Origin of the sequence: Dictyobacter kobayashii (assembly GCF_003967555.1) — a bacterium.
GTDB lineage: Bacteria > Chloroflexota > Ktedonobacteria > Ktedonobacterales > Ktedonobacteraceae > Dictyobacter > Dictyobacter kobayashii.
On record NZ_BIFS01000002.1, the window covers coordinates 2,131,330 to 2,157,390 of the forward strand.

At 50.4% G+C, this 26,061-nt stretch carries 20 protein-coding genes and 4 pseudogenes; 14 read left to right on the forward strand and 10 right to left on the reverse strand.

Features of this window, described 5'->3' with window-relative positions:
* The first annotated feature begins 2 nt into the window (after positions 1 to 2).
* Positions 3 to 1,463 (forward strand): ATP-binding protein, encoded by a 1,461-nt coding sequence (locus EL645_RS35720; protein WP_161977972.1) that lies wholly within the window; start codon positions 3 to 5, stop codon positions 1,461 to 1,463.
* Entirely contained in the window at positions 1,412 to 2,911 is a 1,500-nt protein-coding gene (locus EL645_RS35725) for an ATP-binding protein (RefSeq protein ID WP_136625353.1), read from the forward strand. The genes EL645_RS35720 and EL645_RS35725 overlap by 52 nt, the downstream gene beginning before the upstream one ends.
* A gap of 186 nt (positions 2,912 to 3,097) precedes the next feature.
* On the opposite strand, the pseudogene EL645_RS46295 reads toward EL645_RS35725, so the two are convergent.
* Together EL645_RS46295 and EL645_RS35735 are read right to left on the reverse strand one after the other, a co-directional pair.
* Positions 3,098 to 6,424 (reverse strand): annotated as a pseudogene (locus EL645_RS46295) (efflux RND transporter permease subunit).
* Between the two features lie 264 nt (positions 6,425 to 6,688).
* On the reverse strand, positions 6,689 to 7,225 hold the full coding sequence (locus EL645_RS35735; RefSeq protein WP_136625354.1) for a TetR/AcrR family transcriptional regulator: 537 nt from the start codon (positions 7,223 to 7,225) through the stop codon (positions 6,689 to 6,691).
* A gap of 704 nt (positions 7,226 to 7,929) precedes the next feature.
* Between EL645_RS35735 and EL645_RS35740 the strand changes: the two genes are divergently transcribed.
* From EL645_RS35740 to EL645_RS35755, 4 genes are all read left to right on the forward strand, one after another.
* Complete coding sequence (locus tag EL645_RS35740) at positions 7,930 to 8,271, forward strand: hypothetical protein (RefSeq protein ID WP_126557180.1); 342 nt, start codon at positions 7,930 to 7,932, stop codon at positions 8,269 to 8,271.
* 511 nt (positions 8,272 to 8,782) lie between these two features.
* Positions 8,783 to 9,340: a hypothetical protein gene (locus tag EL645_RS35745; RefSeq protein WP_126557181.1), complete on the forward strand. Its 558-nt coding sequence runs from the start codon at positions 8,783 to 8,785 to the stop codon at positions 9,338 to 9,340.
* 2 nt (positions 9,341 to 9,342) lie between these two features.
* Positions 9,343 to 9,552 carry a hypothetical protein gene (locus EL645_RS35750; protein ID WP_126557182.1) on the forward strand — a complete coding sequence of 70 codons (210 nt, stop codon included), beginning with the start codon at positions 9,343 to 9,345 and terminating at the stop codon, positions 9,550 to 9,552.
* Positions 9,549 to 9,818 (forward strand): hypothetical protein, encoded by a 270-nt coding sequence (locus EL645_RS35755; RefSeq protein ID WP_126557183.1) that lies wholly within the window; start codon positions 9,549 to 9,551, stop codon positions 9,816 to 9,818. Before EL645_RS35750 ends, EL645_RS35755 begins: the two co-directional genes overlap by 4 nt.
* Positions 9,819 to 9,842: 24 nt before the next feature.
* Here the strand turns inward: EL645_RS35755 and EL645_RS35760 are convergent, their stop codons facing one another.
* From EL645_RS35760 to EL645_RS35770, 3 genes and pseudogenes are all read right to left on the reverse strand, one after another.
* The gene (locus EL645_RS35760) at positions 9,843 to 10,517 is read right to left on the reverse strand and encodes a diacylglycerol/lipid kinase family protein (RefSeq protein WP_307720605.1); all 675 of its coding nucleotides are present in this window, start codon (positions 10,515 to 10,517) and stop codon (positions 9,843 to 9,845) included.
* Positions 10,454 to 10,915, reverse strand: coding sequence for a diacylglycerol/lipid kinase family protein (locus EL645_RS35765; RefSeq protein ID WP_126557785.1), 462 nt, complete (start codon positions 10,913 to 10,915; stop codon positions 10,454 to 10,456). Before EL645_RS35765 ends, EL645_RS35760 begins: the two co-directional genes overlap by 64 nt.
* A gap of 176 nt (positions 10,916 to 11,091) precedes the next feature.
* Positions 11,092 to 13,471: pseudogene (locus EL645_RS35770) on the reverse strand (phosphoketolase family protein).
* A gap of 862 nt (positions 13,472 to 14,333) precedes the next feature.
* Here EL645_RS35770 and EL645_RS35775 point away from each other — a divergent pair.
* Positions 14,334 to 15,452 carry a glycosyltransferase family 39 protein gene (locus EL645_RS35775; protein WP_126557185.1) on the forward strand — a complete coding sequence of 373 codons (1,119 nt, stop codon included), beginning with the start codon at positions 14,334 to 14,336 and terminating at the stop codon, positions 15,450 to 15,452.
* Positions 15,453 to 15,478: 26 nt separating this feature from the next.
* Positions 15,479 to 16,444 carry a mannosyltransferase YkcB-related protein gene (locus tag EL645_RS35780; protein WP_126557186.1) on the forward strand — a complete coding sequence of 322 codons (966 nt, stop codon included), beginning with the start codon at positions 15,479 to 15,481 and terminating at the stop codon, positions 16,442 to 16,444.
* A gap of 167 nt (positions 16,445 to 16,611) precedes the next feature.
* Here EL645_RS35780 and fgd read toward each other — a convergent pair.
* Positions 16,612 to 17,610, reverse strand: a pseudogene (fgd, locus tag EL645_RS35785) (glucose-6-phosphate dehydrogenase (coenzyme-F420)); the annotation flags it as partial.
* A gap of 343 nt (positions 17,611 to 17,953) precedes the next feature.
* Between fgd and EL645_RS35790 the strand changes: the two are divergent.
* Positions 17,954 to 19,276 (forward strand): HEAT repeat domain-containing protein, encoded by a 1,323-nt coding sequence (locus tag EL645_RS35790; protein WP_126557187.1) that lies wholly within the window; start codon positions 17,954 to 17,956, stop codon positions 19,274 to 19,276.
* A gap of 45 nt (positions 19,277 to 19,321) precedes the next feature.
* Here EL645_RS35790 and EL645_RS35795 read toward each other — a convergent pair whose 3' ends face one another.
* Complete coding sequence (locus EL645_RS35795; protein ID WP_126557188.1) at positions 19,322 to 19,858, reverse strand: DUF6069 family protein; 537 nt, start codon at positions 19,856 to 19,858, stop codon at positions 19,322 to 19,324.
* A gap of 405 nt (positions 19,859 to 20,263) precedes the next feature.
* Between EL645_RS35795 and EL645_RS44860 the strand changes: the two are divergent.
* A pseudogene (locus EL645_RS44860) lies at positions 20,264 to 20,574 on the forward strand (aquaporin).
* A 29-nt stretch (positions 20,575 to 20,603) separates the two neighbouring features.
* Positions 20,604 to 20,975, forward strand: a complete 372-nt coding sequence (locus EL645_RS44865) for an aquaporin (RefSeq protein WP_371865847.1) — start codon at positions 20,604 to 20,606, stop codon at positions 20,973 to 20,975.
* Positions 20,976 to 21,075: 100 nt separating this feature from the next.
* On the opposite strand, the gene EL645_RS35805 is transcribed toward EL645_RS44865, so the two are convergent.
* Positions 21,076 to 21,228 carry an ATP synthase F0 subunit C gene (locus EL645_RS35805; protein WP_246035692.1) on the reverse strand — a complete coding sequence of 51 codons (153 nt, stop codon included), beginning with the start codon at positions 21,226 to 21,228 and terminating at the stop codon, positions 21,076 to 21,078.
* Between the two features lie 340 nt (positions 21,229 to 21,568).
* Between EL645_RS35805 and EL645_RS35810 the strand changes: the two genes are divergently transcribed.
* The gene (locus tag EL645_RS35810) at positions 21,569 to 22,273 is read left to right on the forward strand and encodes a response regulator transcription factor (protein WP_246035693.1); all 705 of its coding nucleotides are present in this window, start codon (positions 21,569 to 21,571) and stop codon (positions 22,271 to 22,273) included.
* A 35-nt stretch (positions 22,274 to 22,308) separates the two neighbouring features.
* Here EL645_RS35810 and EL645_RS35815 read toward each other — a convergent pair whose 3' ends face one another.
* On the reverse strand, positions 22,309 to 22,776 hold the full coding sequence (locus EL645_RS35815; protein WP_126557189.1) for a hypothetical protein: 468 nt from the start codon (positions 22,774 to 22,776) through the stop codon (positions 22,309 to 22,311).
* Between the two features lie 216 nt (positions 22,777 to 22,992).
* Between EL645_RS35815 and EL645_RS35820 the strand changes: the two genes are divergently transcribed.
* Together EL645_RS35820 and EL645_RS35825 are read left to right on the forward strand one after the other, a co-directional pair.
* A complete protein-coding gene (locus EL645_RS35820) occupies positions 22,993 to 23,247 on the forward strand; it encodes a hypothetical protein (protein ID WP_126557190.1) in 255 nt (84 codons plus the stop codon).
* A 477-nt stretch (positions 23,248 to 23,724) separates the two neighbouring features.
* On the forward strand, positions 23,725 to 24,711 hold the full coding sequence (locus EL645_RS35825) for an NAD-dependent epimerase/dehydratase family protein (RefSeq protein WP_126557191.1): 987 nt from the start codon (positions 23,725 to 23,727) through the stop codon (positions 24,709 to 24,711).
* Between the two features lie 99 nt (positions 24,712 to 24,810).
* On the opposite strand, the gene EL645_RS35830 is transcribed toward EL645_RS35825, so the two are convergent.
* Complete coding sequence (locus EL645_RS35830) at positions 24,811 to 25,866, reverse strand: lactonase family protein (protein WP_126557192.1); 1,056 nt, start codon at positions 25,864 to 25,866, stop codon at positions 24,811 to 24,813.
* Positions 25,867 to 26,061: the final 195 nt, after the last annotated feature.

A 26,061-nucleotide genomic window follows, 5' to 3' on the forward strand; every position in this document is an offset into this window, starting at 1 on the left:
TCTTGGCTGTACAAACCTTCCTCGAAATTCCTTTAGTGGGTCGAGGAGCGACTTTAAGCCGACTCATCACTTTATATGAGAAAGCTGTTGCCGGGCAGCCACAAATTATCATGCTGGAAGGCGAAGCAGGAGCGGGTAAATCCCGCCTGGCCACTGCGTTTCTCGACTGGGCAAAGGTGCAAGGAGCAGCCATACTTGAAGGAAAAGCCTATGAAACCTACCAGCGCCTGGCCTATCAACCTCTGCTCGATTGCTTCAGTCCTTTTAGTGAGCCAGAACAGGATCTGCGCCAGTTGCTTAGCGATACCTGGATAGCGGAGCTGAGCCGCCTCCTGCCCGAGCTGCGCGAGCACTATCCCAATCTGCCACCCCCGACCACTGACGAGACATTTGCCTCAGCTCGCCTGCTAGAAGCACTGGCCCGCCTGGGGCAAGCGGTTGCTACGCAGCAACCGCTACTTATCTTTATCGATGATATGCAATGGGCTGATGAAGCGACGTTGGATGCGTTCCATTATCTCTGCAGACGCTGGGCGGAACGCGCTACCCCCGTTTTATTGTTGTTCAATCGGCGCACAAGCGCAAAACGGGCGGAAGCACGCCTGATCGAATGGCTTGCCAGCCTGAAAAGTGTTATCCCACTGACACGCATAGAACTGGGGCCACTCTCTCAGCAAGACATTCTGCAGCTAGTTCATTCATTGTCGGAACCCCATGAAGCAGAAACAGCGGATGCGCACGTTTCCCTGGCTAGTGATCCATCCAAGCAGCATACCCGGGCGTCCACAGCCAGCCTCGGTCCAGAACAATTTGCGGCATGGTTGTATGCGGAAACACAGGGGCAGCCCTTCTACCTGGTAGCTCTGCTGGAGGCACTGCTTGAACATGGTGGGTTAGTGCCTCGCTTGCTTAAAGGGAAGGGGTGGATATTTGAGCCGCAAGCTGCTTTGCTTAATGCTGGTACTCTCGGAGGAATATTGCCTGCGGGTGTGCGGGAGATGCTCCAGAATCGCCTGGCTCAGCTTTCTCCAACTGCCCGTGAACTGCTGGTTGCGGGTGCGGTTCTCGACCATGACTTTTCATTCGAGGATCTTTGTTGCCTGGCTCAACTCTCCACTCAAGAGGGGCTTATTGGCCTGGATGAAGCCTTGAATAGCCTGTTCCTGCGCGAATCTCGGCGGCAGCCAGGAGCTTTAAACTCTATCTGCTATGTGTTTGTCCATGACAAGCTTCGCGAACTGGTGTACAGCGAAGCTGGCAAAGAACGTCGGCGCGTCTTCCATGGCCGAGCGCTCAAATTACTGGAAGAAGTGAGCGCGCCGGCTGCGGAACTGGCCTATCACGCCGTGGCCAGCGGGCTACTGAGGCTGCCTTTCGCTGGAGCCTGGCGGCGGGCGATGAAGCTCTGCATGTGTTTGCCATGCGCGACGCCATCGGACATTATGAGCAAGCTCGCCAGCTGATGACTGAGCATAGGCTGCAGGTACCGACTGGCGAGCTTGCACACCTGTTTACGCGCCTTGGCCGGGCCTACGAACATCGCAATGAAGCCAGTGCCGCCCATGCTATTTATCAGACGATGCTGGAAAGCGCGCGCCACAACGCAGATCCAGGCATGGAATGTGCTGCGCTCAATCACCTGGCCGTCCTGGTCAGTGAAGACTTCTCGCAACTGGGAAACGCGCTGGCATTGCTTCAAGCTGCGTTGGTGGTGGCGGAGCGCCATCAGGACCGGCGTGGAATAGCCGAGACGCAATGGAGCATGGCACGAGTCAATTACTATATTTTGAATCTGGATACGAGCCTGACTTATGCGAAGCAGGCCTATGCTCTGGCCTGTGAACTTGAAGAGCAGGATCTGGCCGCGAAAACCTTCAATATTCTGGCTTATACTACGCGGGCCCTGGGACAGTGGGAAGAAGCGGCAGCGTTTGCTGAAGAAGCACGGCAACATTTTGTCGCGCAGGGAGATCGCATGATGGAGGCGGATTGCCTGAGCAGGATCGCGGACGCGCGCATCAATTGCGGGCAACCATATGAGGGGCTCACGGCTGCGCGGCTAGCCTATGCGATCAGCTGTGAGATTGAACACCCCTGGGGACAGGCAAATTGCGGTTACCAGCTCGTGCGCAATCTGCTCGAGATTGGTTCCTACGAAGAAGCACTCACAATTGCGCTCCAGTGCACCGAAATAGCGCGCACATTGACCTTTAATATTATTCTCTTCGTCAACCTGGTCTCACTTGGATTGGCATATCAGGCACTATTGCTGCCTGAGAAGGCGCTCCAGGCGCACCTGGAAGCTTTGGAGACGAGTAAGAAAGTACCCTCATCGCGCTACATTGGCTTGAGCATCTCCCTCCTGTGCGTTGATTATGCCCTGGCCGGAGATTGGGAAACAGCTGCCAGCTATGCCCGGCAGGCCTTAGCGATAAGGAATCCCAGGGAAGTGGTCTGTCCAGAAGTTCCTCGCTGGCCCGAAACCTTCGCGCTAGTGCAGGCAGGCGCCAGTGCGCAAGCGACAGAGGATCTTGAGGCTTTTCAGCAGCTTTTTGGCGGCAACAAGCGCTGTTCCATCTCTTATGCACGTGCGTGTGCTGTCCTTGCTGAAGCACAGGGCGAAAGCGAGCGCGCTCGGCTATGTTTGCAGGAAGCCAGCGCGGCAGCGAAAACCATTGGCCTGCCTGGAGAACTCTGGCAGGCAGAGGCGGCCCTGGCCAGACTGTATATGGCCCGTGCTGAGCACGAACAGGCAACTCTGGCGTTTGCCCGTGCCGCAGCTATTGTCGAGGAGCTGGCCGGAAAGATCACCAACTATGAGTTGCGTTCACAGTTTCTCGCCTCGCCTCAGGTGCAGGCTCTCTTTAAGCGTGTCTCTGATCCTCATGATCACCGCGATCTTCACACCTGAGCTTACGCGCCAACGGCACATAAGAAAAATTTGTACGAGTTCCCACGCGCGGAAGCCCATGTTCTTTTTATTATATAGTACAGAAAAGGTGCATAACACCTTTTCTGTACTATATAATAAAACCTGTGCGGGCGCGCCAGCGCCCGCACAGGAGTGGCCCTTTGCTAAAGGCCTGAAGGTTTGCAGCTACTGAAGAGCTGGAACAGGAATTTCCGCTGTATCTTTCTCTTCGACAGTATTGACGGGCGTGCCGCCTGAGCGGCCGCGAATACTTTCGACGATCACATACAGGGTCGGAACCAGCAGCAAGGTCAGGATGGTGGAGGTTGTTAGACCACCAATCACCACGATTGCCAGCGGCTGTGAGATGAAGCCACCTGAACCACCTACGCCTAGCGCCATTGGCATCAAGGCGAGAATGGTCGCGATCGCCGTCATCAAGATCGGGCGTAAGCGGTGGCGTCCACCTTCGACCACTGCTGACTGCGCATCCATGCCTTGCGTACGGTATTGCCGTACCAGGTCAAGTAACACGATGGCATTGGTGACCACGATACCGACCAGCATCAAGAAGCCGATCAGGGCAGCGGCACCCAACGGGTTTTAGTGATCAGCAGTAAGACGAATGAGCCGGTGGCCGCGAATGGGATTGAGATCAACAGGATGATTGGCTGTAGCAGGCTGCGGAAGGTAGCAACCATAATACAGTAAACCAGCAGGATCGCAACGGCCATGGCCAGCAGCAGGTTCTTAAAGGTGTCTGATTGCTGTGAAGTGACACCACCCAGTGAATAGGAGGCCCGCTCGGCAAGGTCAGTTTAGACAGGTGCTGTTGTACTGTGCTACTTACGGAACCCACATTGGTATCGGTAATCGTGGCCGTGATTGATGCGGTGCGATTGCCATCAATATGGGTGATCTGGGTTGGACCATTGGCATTCTGTACGGTTGCCATGTCTCCCACTTTGGCACTACCCAGGGTGGTTGAATGGTCAGATTACGAATCTGAGCTACCGTGGTGACCGGGTACCGAAGTAGATGTTGACATCGCGCTGGTGCCATCCAGGGTAATTTTAGTCACACCTGTGGTACCACTATAGATTGAGCGCAGATTCTGGGCTACCTGAGCGGCCGTCATACCATATTTCAGTGCTTTTTGTGGATCGACATTGATCTCGATCTGCGGTACTGCATCAGAAAGATTGCTGGCAACGTCGGTCAAACCAGAGATCTTTGCAACCTCGTCTTTTACCTGCTGGGCGCGCTACGCAGGGTTGCATCATCGGATGCTTTGACATCGACTTCCAGGTTGGAGCCACTAAAGCCACCACTACTGGCCGACTCTGTCAGGGTACCAACGTTTTTAATGCTATTAATTTTGTCGCGAAGTGCTTGCTCAAACGCTGTCTGATCAGCACTGGTGTCAGCGGTGAGCGCGAATGTAGCTGTGTTGGAACCACCGCCACCAAAGAAGCTGGAGAGGCCGCCACCTGAACCAACCACGGTCTGCCTGGTCAAGACGTGTGGCAGACTTTGCAGGGCTTGTTCTACCTGTTGAGCTGCGGCATCCGTTTTCTGCAGGCTGGTAGCGGGTGCATGGTAAGTGTGACTGAATAGGTGTTCTGGCCAGATGAACCAAACAGGTTGGTCTGCAAGCGACCAGTCAGGCTGAATGTGCCAACCAGAATTGCCAGTGCGATTACCAACGTAAGCGCACGCTGCCAGGCACGACCGGTCACCCAGCGCACCAGGGCGGTATAGCCACGTTCCAGTAACGACACTTTCTCCGGTTTGCTCTCTTTACCAGCTTTCGGAGATTTCAAGAACCAGTAAGCCAGCACCGGAATAATGGTCAGAGCCACAAACAGTGAGGCTAGCAGCGCGATAGTGACCGCGACCGAGAATGAGCGGAACAGCTCTCCGACAATACCGCCGGTAAAAGCAATTGGCAGGAAGACGCCACTGTGGTCAGGGTTGAAGCGGTGACCGCTCCAGCTACCTCACGGACCGCCGCCGGAATGGCCACATCTTTTTTCTCACCCTGTTGCAAGTGCCGATAGATGTTTTCTAGCACGACAATTGAGTCGTCTACCACGCGCCCGATGGCGATGGTCAGACCACCCAGGGTTAGAATGTTAAGCGTGTAGTTACCGACATAGATACCAATTAATGCAATCACGATCGACAAAGGAATTGAGATCGCCGTTACCAGCGTCGAACGAATCGACAGCAGGAAGATCAGGATCACAATAATGGCGAATACGGCACCGATCAGACCCTCACGTGTCAGGTCCACGATAGACTTGCTAATTGAAGGAGCCTGGTCGGAGATGATTGAAATGTGGGCATTATGTCCCAGTGTGCTTTGCAGGCTGTTAATCTGATCGCGTACCGCATTGGAAATGGTGACGGTATTGCCATTTGAGGTTTTAACGATCGAGAGGCCCAGGCTGGGCTTGCCGTTGGTTCGTGTCAACGAAGTTGAAGGGCGAGTACCTCTTCGACTGTGGCGACATCTTTCAATTTGACCAGTGTGACCTGGGCAGGAGCAGCCGCTGCTGAACCAGCACCAAAACTTGCGCCACCAGTCGCACCGGTTGCTCCTGCGCCACCAGCACCAGGGTAACTACTGGCCCCACCAGCTGCGCCAGCACCGCCAGCACCAGGATAACCACTGGCCCCACCAGCTGCGCCAGCGCCACCAGCGCCAGGATAACCGCTGGTCCCACCAGCTGCGCCACCAGCGCCTGGAATACCCGCGCTGGCTGTGCTATGTGTGCCGACCACGAGATTTTTCAAATCATCTAATGAATTCAGGGTATTACCGACTTTAATGGGCACAGTTTTGCCATCGGCGGTAACATCGCCAGCCGGTATGGTCAGGTTATTGGCCTGCAGTGCACCTGAAACCTGGGTGGAACTGATGCCATTGGCCTTAAGCTTGGCTGGATCGAGGGTAATATTCACAACCTGGTCGCGCACGCCTGTTACATTGACAGTCCCAACGCCATCGATGCGCTCCAGACTTGGTACGACATTCTGTTTGAGCTGCGCGGCCAGGGTCTGCGGGTCAGCATCCGATGTCACTGCCAGTTGCATAATAGGCAGGTCAGCAATGCTGAAGGATTGTACCTGCGGGGTAGTATTGGTAGGAAGGCTCGCCTGGGTCTGTGAGATACGTTGCGATAACGTCTGACGTGCCTTATCGAGGTCGGTACCATAATCAAATGAAACGGAGATAATCGATGTTCCTTCATTTGAGTACGATGTAATGGTCTGCACCCCGGCAATCCCCTGGAAGTTTTGCTCAAGTGGATTGGTTACATCGTGTTCGACAATCGACGGCGAAGCCCCCTGATAGACAGTGACTACCGAGACGGTTGGGAATGAGATTGATGGAAATAGTTCTTGCTTCAGTGATGGAATAGTTAGGCCACCAAAGATCAAAATAGCAATGGTGACCAGGGCAACAATGCTTTTATTTGCCAGGCTAATCCTTGATAAAAAGGACATTACCGTTGCTCCTTTCGGATGGATGTGTGTCTTCCGTAACAGTTGTACTTACTAAACATTCATTAAGTTCATGTTATCTATAATAGATGTGTTTATTAGTTTAACTGGGTATGGTTTTAAGCAGTCTATTTTAAATCTGTGCATTTGTTTTTTTTGCAATACCATCTAATAAACAGCTAACAACCATTTCAGCCATGGCAGCTACATTAACTGGTATGTCGACCTCTTGATCAGAATGAAAATGCCGTTTGAATTGCATTCCCATCATAATCCCCTCGAACATAGACATATATGTTTCCGCCGATACATCCGCTCTAAGCTCTCCATTGTCAATACCCTGCTGAAAAATATTCTGCAGTTGTTGACGGTCCTGACGATTTCTTTTAAACAACTCTCTTTTACTGGCTTATCGCGGCAAAACTCTTCAATGTCTCTCACCAGGGCGAAGAAATTGCTAAATTGGCGCGAAAAAAAGGCTTCTGCCAGTTTGACAAGTTTGGCACGCGTTCCCTCGATCTGGGAAATGCTTTCAAAAGTTTGTTGTGTCCAGTTCTGAACGTATTGCTGGACCATGCTCATGAATAGCTCTTGTTTGCCGCGAGGAAAGTAGTAATAGAGTGCGGCAGCCGTTACCTGTACTTCATCGGCGATATCTTTCATCGATACCCCTTTGAAGCCCTTGGCGAGAAATAGTCGTTCGGCGACTGCCAGAATGCGGCGTTGGGTTTCTGGATCTCGCTCCGTATGGCGCTTGTCTACGTTGGCGCTTTCCTGATCAAAAATCATTAAATTTTTTACCAATAGCTAGGTTACTTAATGAACATTAAATAAGTACATACTGACTATACATGTTGAGCAGAAAAAATGTCAAGGGTATTAGTAACAGTCCTGCATGTTTCTCTTAATTTGCCACTTGATGGTGGCAAATTAAGAGAAACATGCAGGATTGGTCCAATGGAGGTCCAAAGGGTGGTAAGCCTCTGTAACTCCTGTTCAGGGGTTTTTGATGTTCTTCTCTGGCGCCTGCGGCGCCGGGTTGGGAGTGTGGTGGGCGGTGGGCGGCCGCGGCCGCCCACCGCCCACCACAACTCCATACAGGAAAGAATGGAGATTGTATGGCTTGCTGGTGATCTCCCTACAATTTTTTGACGAACATGAAAAAGCCCTGACTCCTGTTCAGGGCTTTTTCATGTTCGTCCAGAGAATATACATCTTTCAGGTGTGGAGTGTGTGGAGTGGGCTGCCGCAGCAGCCCACTCCACACACTCCCAACCCGGCGCCGCAGGCGCCAAAGAGAAACATGAAAAAGCCCTGACTCCTGTTTGCTTGATGTTGCAAAGTGAGCAGAAAAATGAGAAACTGTTTCTTAACGGTCACGCATAATCAGAGACTTTTATCGCTAAGAGAGCCAGCTGCATTTGATTTTTGGGGCAGTAGCACGTCTGCTATAAGTATGATGTCAAAATGTATCAAAACGAGACCCGGTTCGGGAGGAGCAGTTGTTTATGGATAAATGGATTTTATTGCTCGGCGGCTTTCTTGCTTTGCTGCTAATTATTGTGCTCATTAATTTTGTCTATGGCACTTTTGGTGAGGGCAGACGTAAAGGGCGCAAACGAGGGCATAGCTATAACTCTCAACAGAACAACAGGGGCCGCGACCGGGAGTACAGTAGAGACCGCGAACGGGAAGCTGATAAGTACCATGGTCGCGAGCGGGAAGCTGATAAGTACCGTGGTCGTGAGCGGGATTACTCCTATGAGCGCAATGAGCGGAATCGTTCAAACGAGCGAGAGCGTGGCTACGAACGGGATCGCCGGCACGCAAGTACTCAATCTCATCGCTAACATGCCTGTTAGCTGTTACAAAAAGGGAGCCAGCATAATATATGCTCCCTTTTTTTGCCCTGAGCGATCATGCCATACCAGATCAATCAACGCTTTACCAATCTGCTCGTTATCCCCCTCTTATTCTACAAAGAGTGCTGTGCAAGGACTTTTCTCCTAATAAAACCGGATTTGACGCCTTTCCCTTGAGTTGCGATCTCTGGATACGTATAATAAAAAGCGTAGGATGTTATATTTCAGTGCAGACCATTAAAGAATATACATACAATACATTTATGTATTCCTGCACCTGAGTGTAACGAATGAGATCCAGGTAAGCTGTCTCACCAGGGTTCTCGGCAGTATATTACATGATTCACATGCGCTCATCTCGGCAGTCATCGTCATTGAATTTGCACATGTAGCTGCTTGCATGGATTGCCATCGTACGATGCCTGGTCGAACAGTTTGTCTTATTTGAGATGTTGCACAGCACGTTGGGTTTATAGTGTGTAAGTGAGGGGAGGAGTTTGTGGATATCTTTATGCGGCCATCAGACGATGTCGCGGATCAAGATACAGTTTATTTACCTGTGGCCGTTCAACGCAGTCAACTTGAACCTGATACACAGGTAGATGTCACCGCCGTGTTGTTTATACCTTCAAGAAATACTCCACGAGAGATTTGTGCCGTTCCGGCTGTTCCATTGCCATCAGTTCATAGCGAGTCACCTCCAGACGCTGCGGGTACTTTCCAGGTGCTTTGCCAGCAGGATGCTATAATGGATATAGCAAGCACTAATGCTTACCTGTATTCAATGCAGACCTTACGGCCAACAACAAATCTGTTGGATTCACTCATTACTATCGAGCACCTCTGCAAGCTTTTTTTGCTGCAAAGAGGTTCGCTCCCACTGGAAATTTCTTTGCATTGGCTATTATGTCTGGAGTTGATGGCATATGGTCATAGCAGCTTCTGTTACGCATTGACGAGCGATTTAACTGTGCAATCTGCCAATAAAATAGTCCGTATTCCATTTGTTACCAGCCACGCTGGTAGTGAAAATATGATTGTGGTAAGGGGTAAGTAGGGGTGGAACTGATATTTATGAGCGCGCTGGAAAATCCTGGGGGGCTACTATGGGAAGCAGGGGCCTGCCTGCTCGGAATTTTTTGTAGCCTGGTTGGATACTATGGGATCATTAAATGGATACGCTATCGGAAAGCGTCGCGTTATTATCGCGGCCTCTGCGAGTCGCTGCTCCATTTTCAACATGTCTCATCAAGTGAGCAGCAAGCATGAAGCCGCTGGAATATCCATGCCGCTACTGTAAACGATTGACGGCCACTGAATGCCCGGAGTGCAATGTTACTTGTTGCCTGGCCTGTGGTACCAATCTATGTCCCATCTGTGTCAGAATCAAACTGGTATATATTGAGCGTGCACTGGCTGAGCGCGTGGTACCCTGGCAATACGTCGACGTTTTGATGTTGCCTCTCCGCCGCTCATTTTTGCTTCAAACAGAGAGTGTACCTGCGGAGCGCTCCTATCAAGCGACGCATTGTTGAGCTTAATATTGCCACTTTTCAGGTTCAGGGCACAATAATATTGAGGGCTTCGTCTGCGACACGAGCATGAATCGGGGTCTGGCCTCGTATCTCTCCATCCAGAGTTACTTCCGCCCGTTTGCCACAGGAATAGATGGTAATATCCCGGGCCTGGACATGGTGAATGCCAGGGATGTTGGTACGTTCGGCGGCAAGCAGTTCTGGAAATTGCGTATACCAGTCTTCTTGCTCGGCTTTTTGAGCTGTACGCCGTCTAAAGAAATTCAGTATTTTATGTAGCAATTTTTCTAGTCGATTGTCTTCAATCACGATGATATCCAGCAGGCGATCATGTAAATTGACGCCCGGGACGGTAGCCTGTAATGCTCCCCAGAAGACTGGCGAATTGACAATAGTGACCTGTGCTACTTTCCGCCGCATCGTAATCGTTTTGTCGAGGATGCTGGGCTTTCCCACTGGTTGGCCTGCGGCATCATGTTTATAGATGGCCAGGCCCTCGAAGTGCAATTCAACTTCAAGGGGAGTATAACTCTGTAGTGCCTTAGCCACCGCGGCCGCGTAGGTCATATTTCCAAATTTTTTGCGCAGTTGTTTATCGGTCGCAAATTTAGCGAATTTTACATTCAGGCCAATGGTCAGGGCATGCGCGAAATAGCTCTTCGAGCCAGGAGGGATGACCTGAGTATTGTGGTCAGAAATACTATGGGCTCTTGCTCGGCCCGTTGCGCCACGCCAATATCTATACTTATAATCTTGCCGCGCATGATTACTGCGGCCGCCTGCTTGATATCCATCGGGATGCCCACCGTGCGGGCCACATCGTTAGCGGTACCCAATGGTAAAATGCCCAGTGGCAAGCCGCTGGACACAATATGCGAGGTGACCCCACCCACCAGTCCATCGCCACCGGCGGCAATAACCAGTTGGATACCCTGTTCTTGCCAGTCTGGACCCTGGGGAGGCAGACCATCAATAGCGCTAATCGGAATGGTATTTACAATCTCCAGTCCGGCCTGGTGCAACCAGCTAAGGGCTTCAGTCAGTTTGCCCGACCGGCCAGAACTGGGGCTGTGTATGACAATGGCTTTTTGTCGCATTGGCACCTTTTCGCAAGCTCCTATCAATTCTTATTGTTCACTGTAACGCACTATATCCCTATCTATCAAACGTCCAAACTCAAAATAAAGAAGGAGGTGATGCCTTCTAATCAGACATCACCTCCGATTGTTAAAAAGGGTTAGCAGATCGGAACGTCATTGTTCCAGCTAAACACTTAATCGCTCCACACCCAGTCGCGCACCTCGGGCATATCCTGGAGGTTCTGCCGTACATAGGATTCATGTCTCACCAGGATATCTTCGCACTCCGCGATCAACTCGGGTGCCAGGTTTTTGACACGCTGTGCTCGTTTGAGCGCCTCGATACATAGATGGTAGCGGCTCATGCCATTTCTAACCACCATATCGAATGGCGTGGTCGTGGTGCCTTCTTCCATGAAGCCACGCACATGGAAGCGGGATACATTACTGCGTCCATGGATGATTTCGTGGATGGCCCGCTGATAACCATGGAAGGCGAAGACAACGGGTTTATCGACCGTAAAGTGCTCTATAAAGGTAGCTTCGTCCAGTCCGTGAGGATGGAAGAAGGCCGGATAGAGAGACATCAAGTCGACCACATTCACGACGCGTACTTTGAGCTCTGGAATATGTTTGCGCAGCCACCAGGCGGCCGCCACGGTTTCCAGGGTTGGAATATCTCCGGCACAGCCCAGGACAACGTCTGGCTCAAGATTATCCTCGTTGCTGGCCCACTTCCAGGTAGACAGACCACGGCACAATGTTCAACCGCCTCGTCTATCGTCATATATTGCAATTGCGGCTGTTTGTCGATGACGATCAGGTTAACATGGTTTTTACTGCGGAAGCAGCGATCCGAGACCGCCAGCAAGCTATTGGCATCGGGGGCAAGTAGATGCGTGCGATCGAGCCCTTTTTCGAGAGTACAGTATCAATCAGGCCAGGGCCTTGATGGCTGAAACCATTGTGGTCATTGCGCCAGCAGGTCGAGGTCAACAGAATGTTCAGTGACGAGATGGGGGCGCGCCAGGGTAATTTAATGCCCTCTTGCATCCATTTCGCATGTTGCACGGTCATAGAGTCAGACACCATGGCGAATGCCTCATAGGTAGCAAAGAGACCATGCCGTCCAGTGAGCAAGTAGCCCTCCAACCAGCCCTGACAGAGATGCTCGCTCAAGACCTCCATCACGCGGCCGTCAGGAGAGATATGGTCATCTATATCAATGATTTTTCCGACTGAACAGCGATTCTCAACCTCAAAAACATTGCCCAGGCGGTTTGAGTTAGTCTCGTCAGGACAGAAGAGGCGGAAATTTTTCTGGTCGGCATTGCGTGTAAAGATGTCGCGCATATACTTGCCTAGCTGGCGCGTTGATTCTTGATGCTCTGTGCCTGGATGCTTGACATCGAGGGCATAGCCCTTAAACTCGGGCAGATCCAGTTCAACCAGGATCTTTCCACCGTTGGCATGCGGATTAGCGCCCATGCGGCGCTCCCCCTTAGGAGCCAGTTCAGCCAGTTCAGGTAGCAGATGGCCCTCTTCATCGAAGAGCTCCTCTGGCTTGTAGCTGCGCAGCCAATTCTCTAGAATCTTCAGGTGTTCGGGATTGTTCTGCACATCTGAAACAGGGACCTGGTGGGCGCGGAACGTCCCTTCAATCGGTATATTATCGACTACTTTAGGCCCGGTCCAACCTTTCGGGGTACGCAGGATGATCGCTGGCCATTTCGGGCGGCTTGAAAAGCCATTCTGGCGCGCATCTTCCTGACAGGCACGAATTTTCGCATAGCAGATATCGAGTGTCTCCGCGAAAAGCTGGTGGACAGTTTTGGGATCATCCCCTTCAACTACAAAGACCTCATAGCCATGGGCTGAGATCAGCTGGCTGACTTCTTCGTTCTCTTCGCGACCCAGCACCGTTGGACCAGAAATTTTATAACCATTGAGATGCAGGATGGGCAATACCGCGCCATCACGGGCCGGATTAAGAAATTTGACACTCTTCCAGGCACCTTCTAAAGGCCCGGTCTCAGCTTCACCGTCACCCACCACCGCAATGGCCAGCAGATCTGGATTATCAAAAACGGCACCGAATGCATGTGAGAGCACGTAGCCTAGCTCACCACCTTCGTGGATAGATCCAGGTGTGGGGACACTTACATGACTTGGTACGCCACCAGGGGATGAGAATTGACGGAAAAGACGCCGCATACCTTCGCTGTCCGCCGATATTTTTGGATAAACTTCAGAGTAGGTTCCTTCCAGGTAAACATTTGCAATTAGTGCAGGTCCACCATGACCTGGACCCGCCAGATAGATAGCATTGACATCTTTGTCTTTGATCAAGCGGTTTGCATGTACATATATAAGATTAAGACCTGGTGAGGTGCCCCAGTGACCCAGTAAACGAGGCTTAATATGCTCTGGACGCAATGGCTCACGCAGCAACGGATTTTCTTGTAGGTAGATCTGACCGATAGTCAGGTAGTTGCTTGCATTCCAATACCGATGCATTCTGTCAAGTAGATCTGGCTCAAGATATGTCTTGACGCTCTCCACCTGGTTTGCCATGGTATTCCCTCCATATGAAAATAATTGGTTTATTTCCTAATTGCGCTTAATTTTCTTTTTTTCTTATGAGTCTAAGATACTCCTTTCAGATCACATATATATCACTGCCAGACACGAATGTATCACATTGATCTCACAGGCAAGATGGGCCAGGAAATAAACTCAAGTAAGACTTTGCATGTGTTCTCTTTGTACTAATCTGATTGTACAATATTTTTTGCGTAATTTTCCATTTGAAAAACTATACATATTTATGGCCTATAATGGCGTATATTTATTGTTAAGAGAATATTAAATGCACTGGTGTTTTGTTCCCACTTGAGTTGAATCCTTGCTGTGAGCCTGGTCCGGGTGGCTCATAGCGGCAGGGCTTTTTCATGTTCATCCAGAGATCACCGGCAAGCGATCCGATGTCCATGCTTTCCGGTGTAGAGTGTATGTGGTGTGCGGCCGCGGCCTCCTTCCTCCTGCAAACATGGAGAGTACGAGCAAGCGATACAAGGCCCATGCTTTCCGGTGTGGAGTGTATGTGGTGGGCGGCCGCAGCCGCCCACCACATACACTCCACACCCCCAACCCGGCGCCGTAGGCGCCAAAGAGGAAAAGTAAAAAGCCCTGCATAGCAGATGGATAGATTGACTATATTTATGCATAATAATAGATTTTTGCCAGACTTTTGCTGTATAAAGAGATGAGTATATAGTGCAGTTATCTGGACCCAGAATTTTTTGAGATAATCTTGCATAATACTTGAGATATTCATGCTATTCTCACTTGAGCAAGGTAAGATTGCTTCCCTGGCATCATTCTGCAAGAATTTTACTGACCCGGATATGCAAAAAATCTAACTGAGGACATATATATGCAGGCAAATGACATTACGATTGCCAATAATGAGGTGACACAGCCACTGGCCGCTGTTCATAGATATCCACCAGATGTTCCTTCCTGGTGGCAGCGTGTGCTGCTTGGCTTGATCGGGTTGCTGGCCGCGTTCTTGAATTTCTATCATTTAAATTGGATTGGCTATGGCAATTATTATTACGCTGCTGGCGTTAAGAGTATGCTATTGAACTGGCATAATTTCTTTTTTGTCTCTTTTGATCCTGGTGGTTTTGTAACTATTGATAAGCCTCCGCTCGGCTTCTGGCTGCAGGCCTTGAGTGCCTGGATCTTTGGCTTTTCTGGTGTCAGTCTGCTGTTGCCGGAGGCGCTGGCCGGTGTTATCTGTGTGTTTGTACTCCATCATCTGGTGGCGCGCATCTTTGGTCAGTGGGCTGGTCTGCTGGCGGCTCTGGCCCTGGCCCTGACTCCGCTCAGCGTTGTGACAAGTCGTAATAATACCATCGATATGCTGCTTGTCTGCTGTACATTGTTTGCGGCCTGGGCCCTGATGAAGGCTACCGAGACAGGCCATCTGCGCTGGTTGCTTGCCTGTGCCGTACTGGTTGGGCTCGGTTTCAATATTAAAATGTTGGAAGCGTACCTGGTGTTGCCTGCCTTTGCTTTAACCTATGCTTTGGGAGCGCCACGACGCTGGTGGATACGCCTGCTCCATCTATTGCTGGCGGCCGTGCTCCTTCTGATCGTCTCTTTTTCCTGGATCATGGTCGTTGACACTACCCCGGCCTCTCAACGTCCATATGTGGGTTCTACTAGCGATAACTCAGAATTAAGCCTGTCTCTGGGTTGGAATGGTGTGGCTCGCCTTCTGGGACATATACCAACCAGTAATCCCAAGCCCGCCGCGATTGTCGAAAAAATAATTACAGAGACGCCCGCACAGATAGCGGAGGCCCGGCAAGCAGAGGCCAATGCGCTGGCGGCCAGTGAAACCGGAGGACCTGATCCGTTGCGCCTTTTTAATCGCCAGTTGAGTGTACAGGTTGGCTGGTTCTTGCCGCTGGCCCTCCTGGCTATGGTGGCTATCGTCTGGCAGGCGCGGCCGCAATTCCCCTGGAGCGTAGGCAGCAGTCACTGATACTCTGGGGTGTCTGGTTACTAACAATGTATGCTTTCTTCAGTGTGGCAGCCTTTTTTCACGTCTATTACATGGTCATGCTCGCGCCGGCTATCTGCGCCCTGGCTGGCATCGGTATTGTATTGATGTGGCGGGACTACGTGCGACCGGGGTGGCGTGGCTGGCTTCTTCCCTGTGCCCTGATGTTGACCTCAGCCCTCCAGGGTTTCTTCGTGCACTATTATAGAGGCTGGAATGCCTGGTTAGTACCAACAATTATCGGGATCTGCTTTGCTGTGGCCCTGTTGCTGGCCGCGGCCCGTTTATTCATATTCAGGCGGCCCACCCCTGGCATGCAGCAGGACATACCACGCAGCGGCCGACCGGCCCCCGGCAATCGTTTTTTTATTCTCTTGCCAGTGATGATTATTGGTACCCTGGCCCTCTTGATCGCGCCAACCTTCTGGAGTGGTTACTCGGTCTTTGTGAAACAAGGCTTCCAGGGATCAGCAGGTCCAAGTGTGCATATCAGTACGACCGGCGAATTGACGATTGTGACTCCAGCCCAATTACAAGGCCCTCCATCGCCGATAAATACTGCTTACACGCGCTTAATTAACTATCTCCAAAGCCATCGTCAGAATGCGCGCTTCCTGGTGAGCACACAATTCGCCGGGCCGGCTGAACCGTTGATTCTGGCTACCGATCAGCCCGTGATGGATATTGGTGGGTTTGGTGGAGGCGATACAATTTTGACCAGAACACAGTTGATCGACCTGGTTAACCAGGGCACGATCCACTACTTTTTGTTTAATAATATCCATCGCGTCACGCATAAAGTGGGCAAACGTAAAATCACAACGATCAGCGTTCTGGCTGCCGGAGGCAATGCTGATGATATCAGGTGGGTTGCTACCCATTGCTCGCTCGTCTCTAGCAAATTATGGATGCCGCCGGGCGCGCACAACCCCTTGAGTTCTTTTGGACTTTATAATTGCGCTAAGCATACTTAGAGCTTATCTCACTCCCATCCTCAGAAGAAGCGTGTCGCTCTTGTGCGGACGTGCGCTGACGCGCCCGAATCTTTTTTGCGCCAAAGAGAAAATACTTAAAAAGATAACTAATACACCTGCTTCTTTGGTAAGAGGCAGGTGTATTAGTTATGCTGGCAACTGGAAATTTATCCCCAGCGCTGGCGCAGGCGTGGCAGAATCTCTTTCGCGTAGAGTTTTATGAAACGGGACTGGTCGTCACCTGGATAGTGGAAGATCAGGTGTGTAAAGCCCAGTTCGATGTATGGGCGAATCTGCTCAATGTGTTCCTCAGGATCGGAAGAGACAAGCCAGCGGCGATGAGCCTGGTCGGCAACGCCCTCGGCGCGGCGCTCCATTTCGCGTGCGTCGTGGATCTGGACCTTATCTTCGGCAGGCAGGGCCAGGGCGGACCAGATGCGAGTGTCGGCCAGAGCATGATCGCGATTGGTGTCAAAGGCTACCTTTACTTCGATAGTGCGCTCGATATCATCGGGATTTTTGTTGGCCGCTTTGGCTCCCTCCTCGACGGCTGGCAAGAGCTTATCACGATACAGCTCTTCACCTTTGCCGGATGTGCAGATGAAGCCATCACCGGCACGACCAGCGAATTTTGCAGCGACCGGGCCGCCGGCACCGATATAGATAGGAACGGGCTGCTTTGGCTTATCATAAATGGTGGCATTCTGGGTTTTATAGTATTGGCCCTCGAAATTAACCAGATCTTCTGTCCAGAGCTGTTTGATCAGCGCCACCGCTTCGCGTAAACGTGCCAGGCGCTCTTTTGCCTCTGGCCATTCAGCACCAGTGACGGCGACTTCATTCAAGGATTCGCCTGAACCAACACCCAGGATGACGCGGCCAGGATTGAGGACCGCGAGGGTGCCAAAGGCCTGGGCGATAACGGCGGGTTCATAGCGGAAGGTTGGGGTGAGTACACTTGTGCCCAGCTCAACGTGTGTGGTGCGCTCGCCCACGGCACCCAGCCAGACAAGGGCCTGAGGGGCATGGCCATTGGTATGCCGCCAGGGCTGAAAATGGTCACTGACCCATACGCTATCAAAGCCATTTTGCTCAGCTTCAACAGAGAAGTCGATGAGCTGGCGTGGACCAAATTGCTCGGCCGACGCTTTATATCCAAGTTTTAAGGATGCTTTCCCATGCTATAAATTCCTCTCTATTTTCTGGGTTTTATGAGGGAGTCTTGTTCTCGCAATAGTGCTTCCTCTTGGGCTACGAAGCAATAGTTGTATAGCGTTTCAATAATCCTTGTTCTTGAAGCATATCACCTGGGAAAAATTGTCTCAAATAGAATTGTCCCAGCAAATGTGAAGCCCCGGGTGATGTATTTTATTGTTTACTATTACTTGCTGGTCATGTTATGCTAAAACTACAAATTATCGAGATTTATTCCCATTGAGCTGTAGCTGACGGTTATTTGTAATGTCAATCATCGTCTGAGCAGAGATTATTGTACAGGGTGTATCTGACATGCTAGAACTCCATCCGGAATTAAAGCGCATAACTATTGCAGAGTTACGCGCTTATTTTTTGTTGCCTGCACCAGATCTGGAGCCTGGCGATCTACTGACGCGCTCATTTTTTTACGATACCGTGGCCTTTAAGCTGGTTCGCCGTGGTGAGATCCACTTCTTACTGGATGTATTGCCTTCGGCCAGTGCTCCGCAAATATATGCCATTCTGAGCGCCCTGGATTTCAGATGGGAAGAGGAGCCAGGTGATCAGGCCACCCTTTTTTCGTTATTGGATGATGCTCGCCCACACGTTGTTGCTCGTGCTATCGGGAAACTGCGGCATGTCAAAAATTGGAATAACGCTCTTTGGGCGCGCATTGAACCTCTCCTCTCGCAACCACATATCTCGCCCTGGGTAAAGACTGCGGTGCTGCGCTTTATTAATAATGTCTATGGACCATTTACACGTGAAGAGAGCCTACCTTATTTATTAACTGCCCTGCGGGACCCGGATGCCATCGTACGTTTACATACTCTTTATGAGCTTGAATGGACCTTTTTTTCAAATGAGCAGTTGTATGAGACTGTACAGGCCGCTATCTCTGCCCTGCTGGATGATGCTGAGCCGGAAGTGCGTATCGTAGCGCGGGCTGTGCTACTGAATCTACAGCAGCGCCTGGGCAAGGAGGCAAAGAGAGATTATGCCTGGGATGCCGACCTGCGCACACTTGAGGTGGCGGCCTTAATCGATCTCTTTTCTGAGCCAGAGCCACTATATAGTCTCTATGAATATGACGATCATCCTTATTCTATCTATTATAATAGTATTGCGAGTGTATTAAGTGAGAAGGGTGAAGCAGCTATCCTCTATTTGAAGTCACTCATGCCGATCACTGATATGCGACGGTTGGGTTCGATTCTCGTGGCCTTGAGCGGCAACGGCCTGACCTTAACTGATTTACTGGCCTATACCACTGATGAACGCCCCATAGTGCAGGCCGCCACTTTGCTGGGAATACGGCGGCTGAAGGCGACTCTACCATTGCCAGATATCCAGGCTTATGCCGATCATCCCTCACCGTTAGTACGCAGCGTCGCGTTAAACCTGGCCAGTCACTCGTATCCTCTCCATGCCACTACCCTGGCTCGCAAGGGTCTGCGAGATCCTCATTGTTTTGTGCGGCAACAGGCTGCCAGTGTTCTGGGACACCTGAGTGTACAGGAGGCTACCCATGGTTTGCGTGCATTACTTCATGACGATCCAAACGGCTCGGTACGCCTGAGCGCCCGTTTTAATATGGGGGTCATAGAGCATATGCACCTATCTGGACCAGTATAATATGCCCCCTGCATTAATAGAGCTACATATTTACGCGCAAGCATATTATGTGGGTTCAAGTGGATTGATTATATCTGAAGCGTTTGTTGGCTGCGCACTATCATTATAGGTTTCGTTGTCCGCTGTCTTTACGTCTGGTTCAGTGCACAATGATGTTAGGAAGCCGAGGCAGAGTGTCGCGGTACTCACATGCATCAACATCAATGCAATGACCGCTAGCGGCGTCGTGGCCGGAAATGGTGACATATAGAAGAGCACCAGATCTGGTATCAAAGAGAGCAGCAACACAATCAAGGTGATTTTGCTGAAGGTCGCGAGAGGGTGGGTTGCGAATCTGACCAGTATACTGAATACAAGCACAGCCCCCAGTACTCCTACCAGGGTCCAGAAGGCAATCGGGATGAGGTTAAGTGGAATGAAGGCCCCTGAAATCGGGAAGAGGGCATAGCTGATGGTCCCGATCAATATGTTGCTAATCAGTGCCACCACCAGGGTCAGTAAGCCTACTGCAGGTACGCGCCGCAAGGCAATGTGCTCCTCAATATTAAGATTTGTAGTTGCAGGTAGTGGGTTTGATGACATTGTATAAGCTCCTCTTTAAAAAAAAGCAGCTTCTTTGCTGTGTATTGATATCCAATGTATACCGCTATGATGAATATCAGTGTAACACCGGGTCATCGTCTAATATTGCTGCTCACTGTTATCTACAAAAAGCAAAAAGTAAGCTGAAATTTAGAATGATTTTTATACTGTAATGAGAGTAGTACAGGGTATTTCGAGCATATTTTTAGTCACAAAGAAAGAAGAACTTATAACATGGACGACCGTACGAGTGATAACTATGTTGATAGTAAGTCGAAGTTGGTGGGTGAGCAGCAAGCAGAGGCGCTTATGGTGTCTACCGGGCCAGAGCGCAAGAGCGGCTTTGAGCGCAAGGATGTCAGTGCCGTCGTAGCCGAGCTGGTTGGTTGTTTTGTGTTTATTTTCATGGGAGCTGGCTCAATTGTTGCCAATACCTGGACGCAAGGTGCGATTGGTTTGCTGGGTGTCGCGGCCGCCCATGGTCTGGCCCTGGCAGTGCTGATCACAATTTTTGGCGTCACTTCGGGGGACATTTTAATCCAGCTGTGACGATAGCTTTTCTGATCGCGCGTCGCATCAAACCTGTACTGGGCCTCTGCTATATTCTGGCTCAGCTGGCCGGGGGCATCCTTGGAGCCCTGATGCTGAGTGTGGTCTTTCCTGTTCGGTCTGGAAATCTGCTCAACTGGGTACACCTGGCCTCTCCAATGGTGTAGCGGCGGGGGCGGGTATAGCTGTCGAGGCCCTGTTGACCTTCTTCTTGTTGTTAGCGATCTATGGTACCGCCGTAGATTCTCGCACGCCCAGACTTGGTGGGTTTGGTATCGGACTGGCCGTTCTGGTTGGTATTCTCAGTGGTGGCGTCTTGACTGGAGCGGCCATGAATCCTATGCTTGCCTTTGGACCAGCCCTGGTCAGTGGTGTATGGACCAATCAGTTTGTTTATTGGGTCGGTCCTATTGTGGGGGCTGTACTGGCGGCCTGTGTCTACGAATACCTCATCCTGCCACCTTCGGAAGAAGCGAAGGATGCCCTTGAGCAGGACTATGGAGATGAAGAGAGCGTGGTTCCGCAGCAGGTAAAAGAGCGTAACCTGGCGCGTCGGCAGACTCTATAAGCCCGATAAGTGCTATCTCCATGCTATGTATGGATGGGTTATGCAAGTTATCAGACCCATCCATACATAGCATGGAGATAAAATGACGCTATGGGTGGCTTCAATGTAGCCACAGTAGCAGGGCGATTAGAAGTGAATAGACGGCAATGGTTTCTGCAAAGACCAGTCCCAGCAGAAAATTAGCGCGCACCGCAGGGGCCGCCTCTGGATTGCGCCCCAGGGCTTCATATGCTTTACCATTAGCGAGACCCATCGCGAGTCCCGCACCAATTGCGCAAGGCCAATAGCCAATCCTGCCGCAAGTAGCTGAATATTACCCATGAGTTCCTCTTTCTGCTAATGAAGCTTCGCATTCATTGCTCACTTCTTGTTTATTTCTATATTCCTATTGTAGCCATTAATGCAGACAATGCCTATCGTTCGTTCAGCGGGGGTCGTAATCTCTAAAAGATGTAATGTCGCTCCTCATCCTTTTGATTAACTTCTCATCCAGATGGCTATCATCCATCGATTATTGGTTTAGGCAGGCTTATTTTTGCTACAATTAAAGAGTAGATAAGAAGAAAGAAGAAATATGTTTTAAGGAGGATCAATTGGAGAAACATAAGCAGAAAAAGATCCGCCTGCTGGTTGCCAATAGTCATTGCGTGGTCCTGGAAGGATTGCGTAGTATGTTGTTCGGCAATCCCGATATCGAACTGATTGGATGCGCCACCAGCATCCCAGAAGCGATCCGCCTGGTTGGAGAATGGATACCAGATGTATTGTTGATTGACCCCCATATGCCGGACCAGGATGGTTTACGGGCTATCGAGTTGATACGTGGAGAATGGCCACAGGTCGCCATTGTTGTTTTTACCGCGCACGAGCAGGATGAGCATATGTTGCGCTTGCTCCAGGCTGGCGTCTTCGCCTGTTTAACATTACAGGCCAGGCGCGTATTGTTGATTCACGCTATCCACGCCGCGGCACAGGGACATACCTTATTGCATCCAGCCGCTATCAATTGCTTACTGGCACTGATTCATGCTCCAACTGTAGACGTTGTTCCTCCTGAGAGCGTACCCGTTCCTAAGAAAGTGGGGAGTGAGTTAACCGGGCGCGAACAGGAGATCCTGCAGCGGGTCGCGCACGGGGAGCGCAACAAGGAGATTGCGGCACATCTAGGTATCAGTGAACCAACCGTTAAATCGCACCTGGCAAGTATCTACTATAAATTAGGTGTCGATTCGCGGGCATCGGCCGTGGCAGCCGCCCTTGAGCGTGGTATCCTCTCTCTACAAGGGCGTTTCTTATAGTTTTTTGTGCTGCACATGTGTTGTGTGTGCCTCTTTTATTTTTCGCTTGAAGGGGTAGCCGGGAGCAAGAAATTTTTGAGCGCCTGCTCTTTTTCGCTGCTCCAGGGACCCTCGGTGCGCCAGAGGATGTCTCCCGCCGGGGTAACGATAAGCAGGTAGATGCGTTCCTCATCAGGTAGTTCCAGCGCCTGCTTAAAAGCTTTTTTGTCCAGGTAGAGGGTGATGGTTGCTGCGCGTGCGCCACGATCGGGGATGCCTGAGCGCATGCCACTATCGATCCACCAGCGAAACACCGGGTTTAGCGTCGTAATGGTTGGTAGTTCATAATAGGCCAGATCAGCATATTGTTGTGTTAGCTGCTTCACCAGCGGAGTCCAGGTATCGACTTCGTCTTGTTGTCGCTGCTGGAAGGCGATGATTAAGAGATTCCTGGCCTTTTCTAAATCTTCTGGCAGTGTAAAGGACTGGCCCGCCAGATTTTTCCCACTCACGGTTGGAAACATAATTTTTCCCTCCTGGGTTGATACGTTCAATAGTTGCTATAGATGAGATGATCGTCCAATTGTTTTCGGGGCACACATTTGCTAGTACCCAGGGGGTATTGTGGCTGTTTCAGCGAGCTGAAAAAAAACTCGCCCTTGTTGAGAAAGGCCTTTTGTTGTATAAGAAGTAGTGAGATTTTATTTTGTTTCTTGAAATCCTTGGAAAGAGATATCATTGTGCAAAACCATCCGAACGGCCAGGTCAACGATATAGATACTGAGACGCTTGAACAAGATGATGAGGGAGAGGTTGCTGAAATTGTTCCCCCTCGCAAAACCAATTGGCTCCTCTGGAGCTTGATTGTGCTGGTAATTATTGGCTTTGCTATCTTTGGCGTGACAACTCTACAACATCATCCGCCTCTGCCAAGTGACACCTCTGGAGCTCTGTATCATGTGGTTGCCTCAGCCGCTGTTGCGCTACTCTACTAATGCAGATAAATATGGGAATAGTACAAAAAGACCATTGATATGTGTTCTGCGCACATCAATGGTCTTTTTGCGCCATTTTGGGGTTGTGCAGTCATAAATAGGTAGTTCTGTAGCCCATATTAACCATCCATTTTAGAATAATGATGCGATACACGTCTGTTTAACGACTTGTATTGTAGGCAGGGTGCCTTATTCTCATGAAACGGCGTGTGATTCGTCATGCCTGGTGAGGACACTGAAAAATATGCATCTGTAAATCTTTTTTGTGTGTAGGTACCAGCGTTTGAATGTGTGAGGAAGGTTATGGTCGTTATAGCAGTGGCGCTTATAAGACAAAGAGGACAGCTGTTTTATGTTCCCAATGGAGACTTGTATCAAACATATTAACGAGTTTTGCTTATTTACCTGCCTGGTGGGAGGGGAGGTGCATGGCGGTGAGAGTTGTTTCTCTCGTGTTTGAGTTAGAAGGATAGATTCGTGAAGATTCTCGTTACTGGTGGTACTGGTTTCCTGGGTAGGCGCCTGGTGATGGCGTTGCTCGATCGCGGACACCAGGTGTATATGATGGGTCGCAACTTTTCGCGCGTCCAGGAACTTATGCATGATGGAGCGATACCGGTGGCCTGTGATTTACGCGATCACGAGGCGGTATCAGCTGCCTGTACTGGCATGAATACTGTCTATCACGCGGCTGCCCTGGTGAAGCCATGGGGCAATTGGACAGATTTTTTCGAGATCAATGTAGATGGTACTGCTGCTGTGCTGGAGGGGTGCCGTAAACATAGTGTCAGGCGCTGTATCTATGTATCGACCTCAAGTGTAACCTTTGGGGGTCAGCATCAATTCAACGTTGCAGAGACCAGCCCTTATCCACAGCGTTTCTCGTCGCCGTACCCTCTCTCCAAATATTACGCAGAGAAATTAGTAAATGCTGCGACGGATGTTCAGACAGTCATACTTCGGCCACATACTATTTTTGGCCCTGGCGATCGCTGGTTACCGCGCTTGCTAGAACTGGCGCGTCAACAACGTTTATACCAGATCGGCAATGGACGTAATCGGAGCGACGTAACTTATGTAGATAATGTAGTACATGCCTTGTTGCAGGCGCTCTATGCGCAGAATACCAGCGGCAAAACATATATCATTACCAACGATGAGCATGTGGTGTTGTGGAGCACCCTGCGCGTTGTGCTGCAGCGTCTAAAGCTTCCTGAGACCTTGCGTACAATGCCGCTCCCCTTTGCCTTGATGCTGGCCGCTGCCATGGAGCGTCGTGCCAACTGGACGGGTACTACCCCTATGTGGACACGCTATACCGCCACTATGCTTGCCTGTACGCAGACCTTTGACATCAGTGCTGCCCGCAGAGATTTAGCTTATGAGCCTGTGGTCTCGGTCTCGGAGGGCATCGATCGTACGTTGGATTCCTTGAAGCTGCATCGAAGGTGGACCATCTATTGATGAGCTAAGCCGGATGAAGAGACATGCTGGCTGCAGGACAATCTTGCCAGATATTGCCGCAGCCAGCATGTCTTTTTACTTATAATTTACCTTTAAATGTTAATTGAAGATTTTGAGGCAGACAGGATGTGGAATTTCCAGGCTTTCTCCGGTTGCTGTGAGCTTGCCTGTTTGCTGGTCGATGCGATAACTCACAATGTTGCTGCTATCCTGGTTGGCCACCAGTAGCATGGCACCATCAGGAGTTAAGGCAAAATTACGTGGCCCCTTTCCTTGCGTAGAGACATGCTCAACATACGTCAATTGACCTGTCGTAGGATTGAGCGCAAAGACCACAATGCTATCATGTCCCCGATTTGAGCCGTAGAGAAATTGTCCTGAGGGATGGATCAGGACCTCTGCAGCGGTGTTTACCCCTTGATAATCGGCAGGTAGCGTACCAACCGTCTGGATGGCTGCGAGCGTCTGCAACTCTGGATCATAAGTAAAGGCGATAATTGTCGAGCTTATTTCATTGATCACATAAGCATAGTTATGCTGTGGATGGAATACGAAATGGCGCGGGCCAGAGCCTGGCTTTACTGCTGTCTCACCCTGCAAGATCAGCTGTTTTGCTTCACGATCTATCTCATAGGTAACGATTTTATCCAGCCCAAGATCTGGCACAAAAATGAATTTGCCACTGGGATCAACATTGGTTGAATGAGGATGAGGCGTATCCTGGCGATCAGGATTGATGCTGCTACCATGGTGCTGCACCTCATAGGCACGATTCCCAATGCTTCCATCAGGCTGTATGGGATAGAGGCAGATGCTACCGCCTATATAGTTTGGCAACACCAGAAAGTTCCCTTTATCAGCAATAGCAATATGGCAGGGAGCGCCTCCATTGGTCGACTGTTCATTTATCGGCGTTAACTGGCCTTTATGGGCATCAAGTACATAGGAAACCACAGAGCCGGGCTGCTGCGTCGTTTCGCTCACCGCATAGAGCCGTGTCTGGTCAGCGTTGACAGTTAAAAAAGAAGGGTTAAGCACTCCCCCGGTACTGTGAACATAGGCAAGTTTCCCTGTTTCGCCATCGAGTGTATAGATATAGATGCTCTGGGCACTTCTTTCAGCATAAGATCCAATATAGACTATTGTATGACTCATAACAGACCCACTTTCTCTCTAATCAAAACCGTTGCCGTCAGCACGACAATTATAGTTTTGCTTGCCGTTTTCCGTACAGCTTTGTTACAAACAATCAACTGATCCCTTATCTTTAGTTACACTGTTATTATAAGGCAAGAGATGCAAAAGTTTGTGAATAGATTTTTACTTGACGCTAAAAAAAATGAATGTTAC

Excerpts from the sequence above, each read along its gene's own strand:
- EL645_RS35740 (WP_126557180.1), top strand. The coding sequence starts at position 7,930 with ATGGATAAATGGATTTTATTGCTCGGCGGCTTTCTTGCTTTGCTGCTA.
- EL645_RS35755 (WP_126557183.1), top strand. The coding sequence starts at position 9,549 with ATGAAGCCGCTGGAATATCCATGCCGCTACTGTAAACGATTGACGGCC.
- EL645_RS35765 (WP_126557785.1), bottom strand. The coding sequence starts at position 10,915 with ATGCGACAAAAAGCCATTGTCATACACAGCCCCAGTTCTGGCCGGTCG.
- EL645_RS35775 (WP_126557185.1), top strand. The coding sequence starts at position 14,334 with ATGCAGGCAAATGACATTACGATTGCCAATAATGAGGTGACACAGCCA.
- EL645_RS35780 (WP_126557186.1), top strand. The coding sequence starts at position 15,479 with ATGTATGCTTTCTTCAGTGTGGCAGCCTTTTTTCACGTCTATTACATG.
- EL645_RS35790 (WP_126557187.1), top strand. The coding sequence starts at position 17,954 with ATGCTAGAACTCCATCCGGAATTAAAGCGCATAACTATTGCAGAGTTA.
- EL645_RS35795 (WP_126557188.1), bottom strand. The coding sequence starts at position 19,858 with ATGTCATCAAACCCACTACCTGCAACTACAAATCTTAATATTGAGGAG.
- EL645_RS35805 (WP_246035692.1), bottom strand. The coding sequence starts at position 21,228 with ATGGGTCTCGCTAATGGTAAAGCATATGAAGCCCTGGGGCGCAATCCA.
- EL645_RS35815 (WP_126557189.1), bottom strand. The coding sequence starts at position 22,776 with ATGTTTCCAACCGTGAGTGGGAAAAATCTGGCGGGCCAGTCCTTTACA.
- EL645_RS35830 (WP_126557192.1), bottom strand. The coding sequence starts at position 25,866 with ATGAGTCATACAATAGTCTATATTGGATCTTATGCTGAAAGAAGTGCC.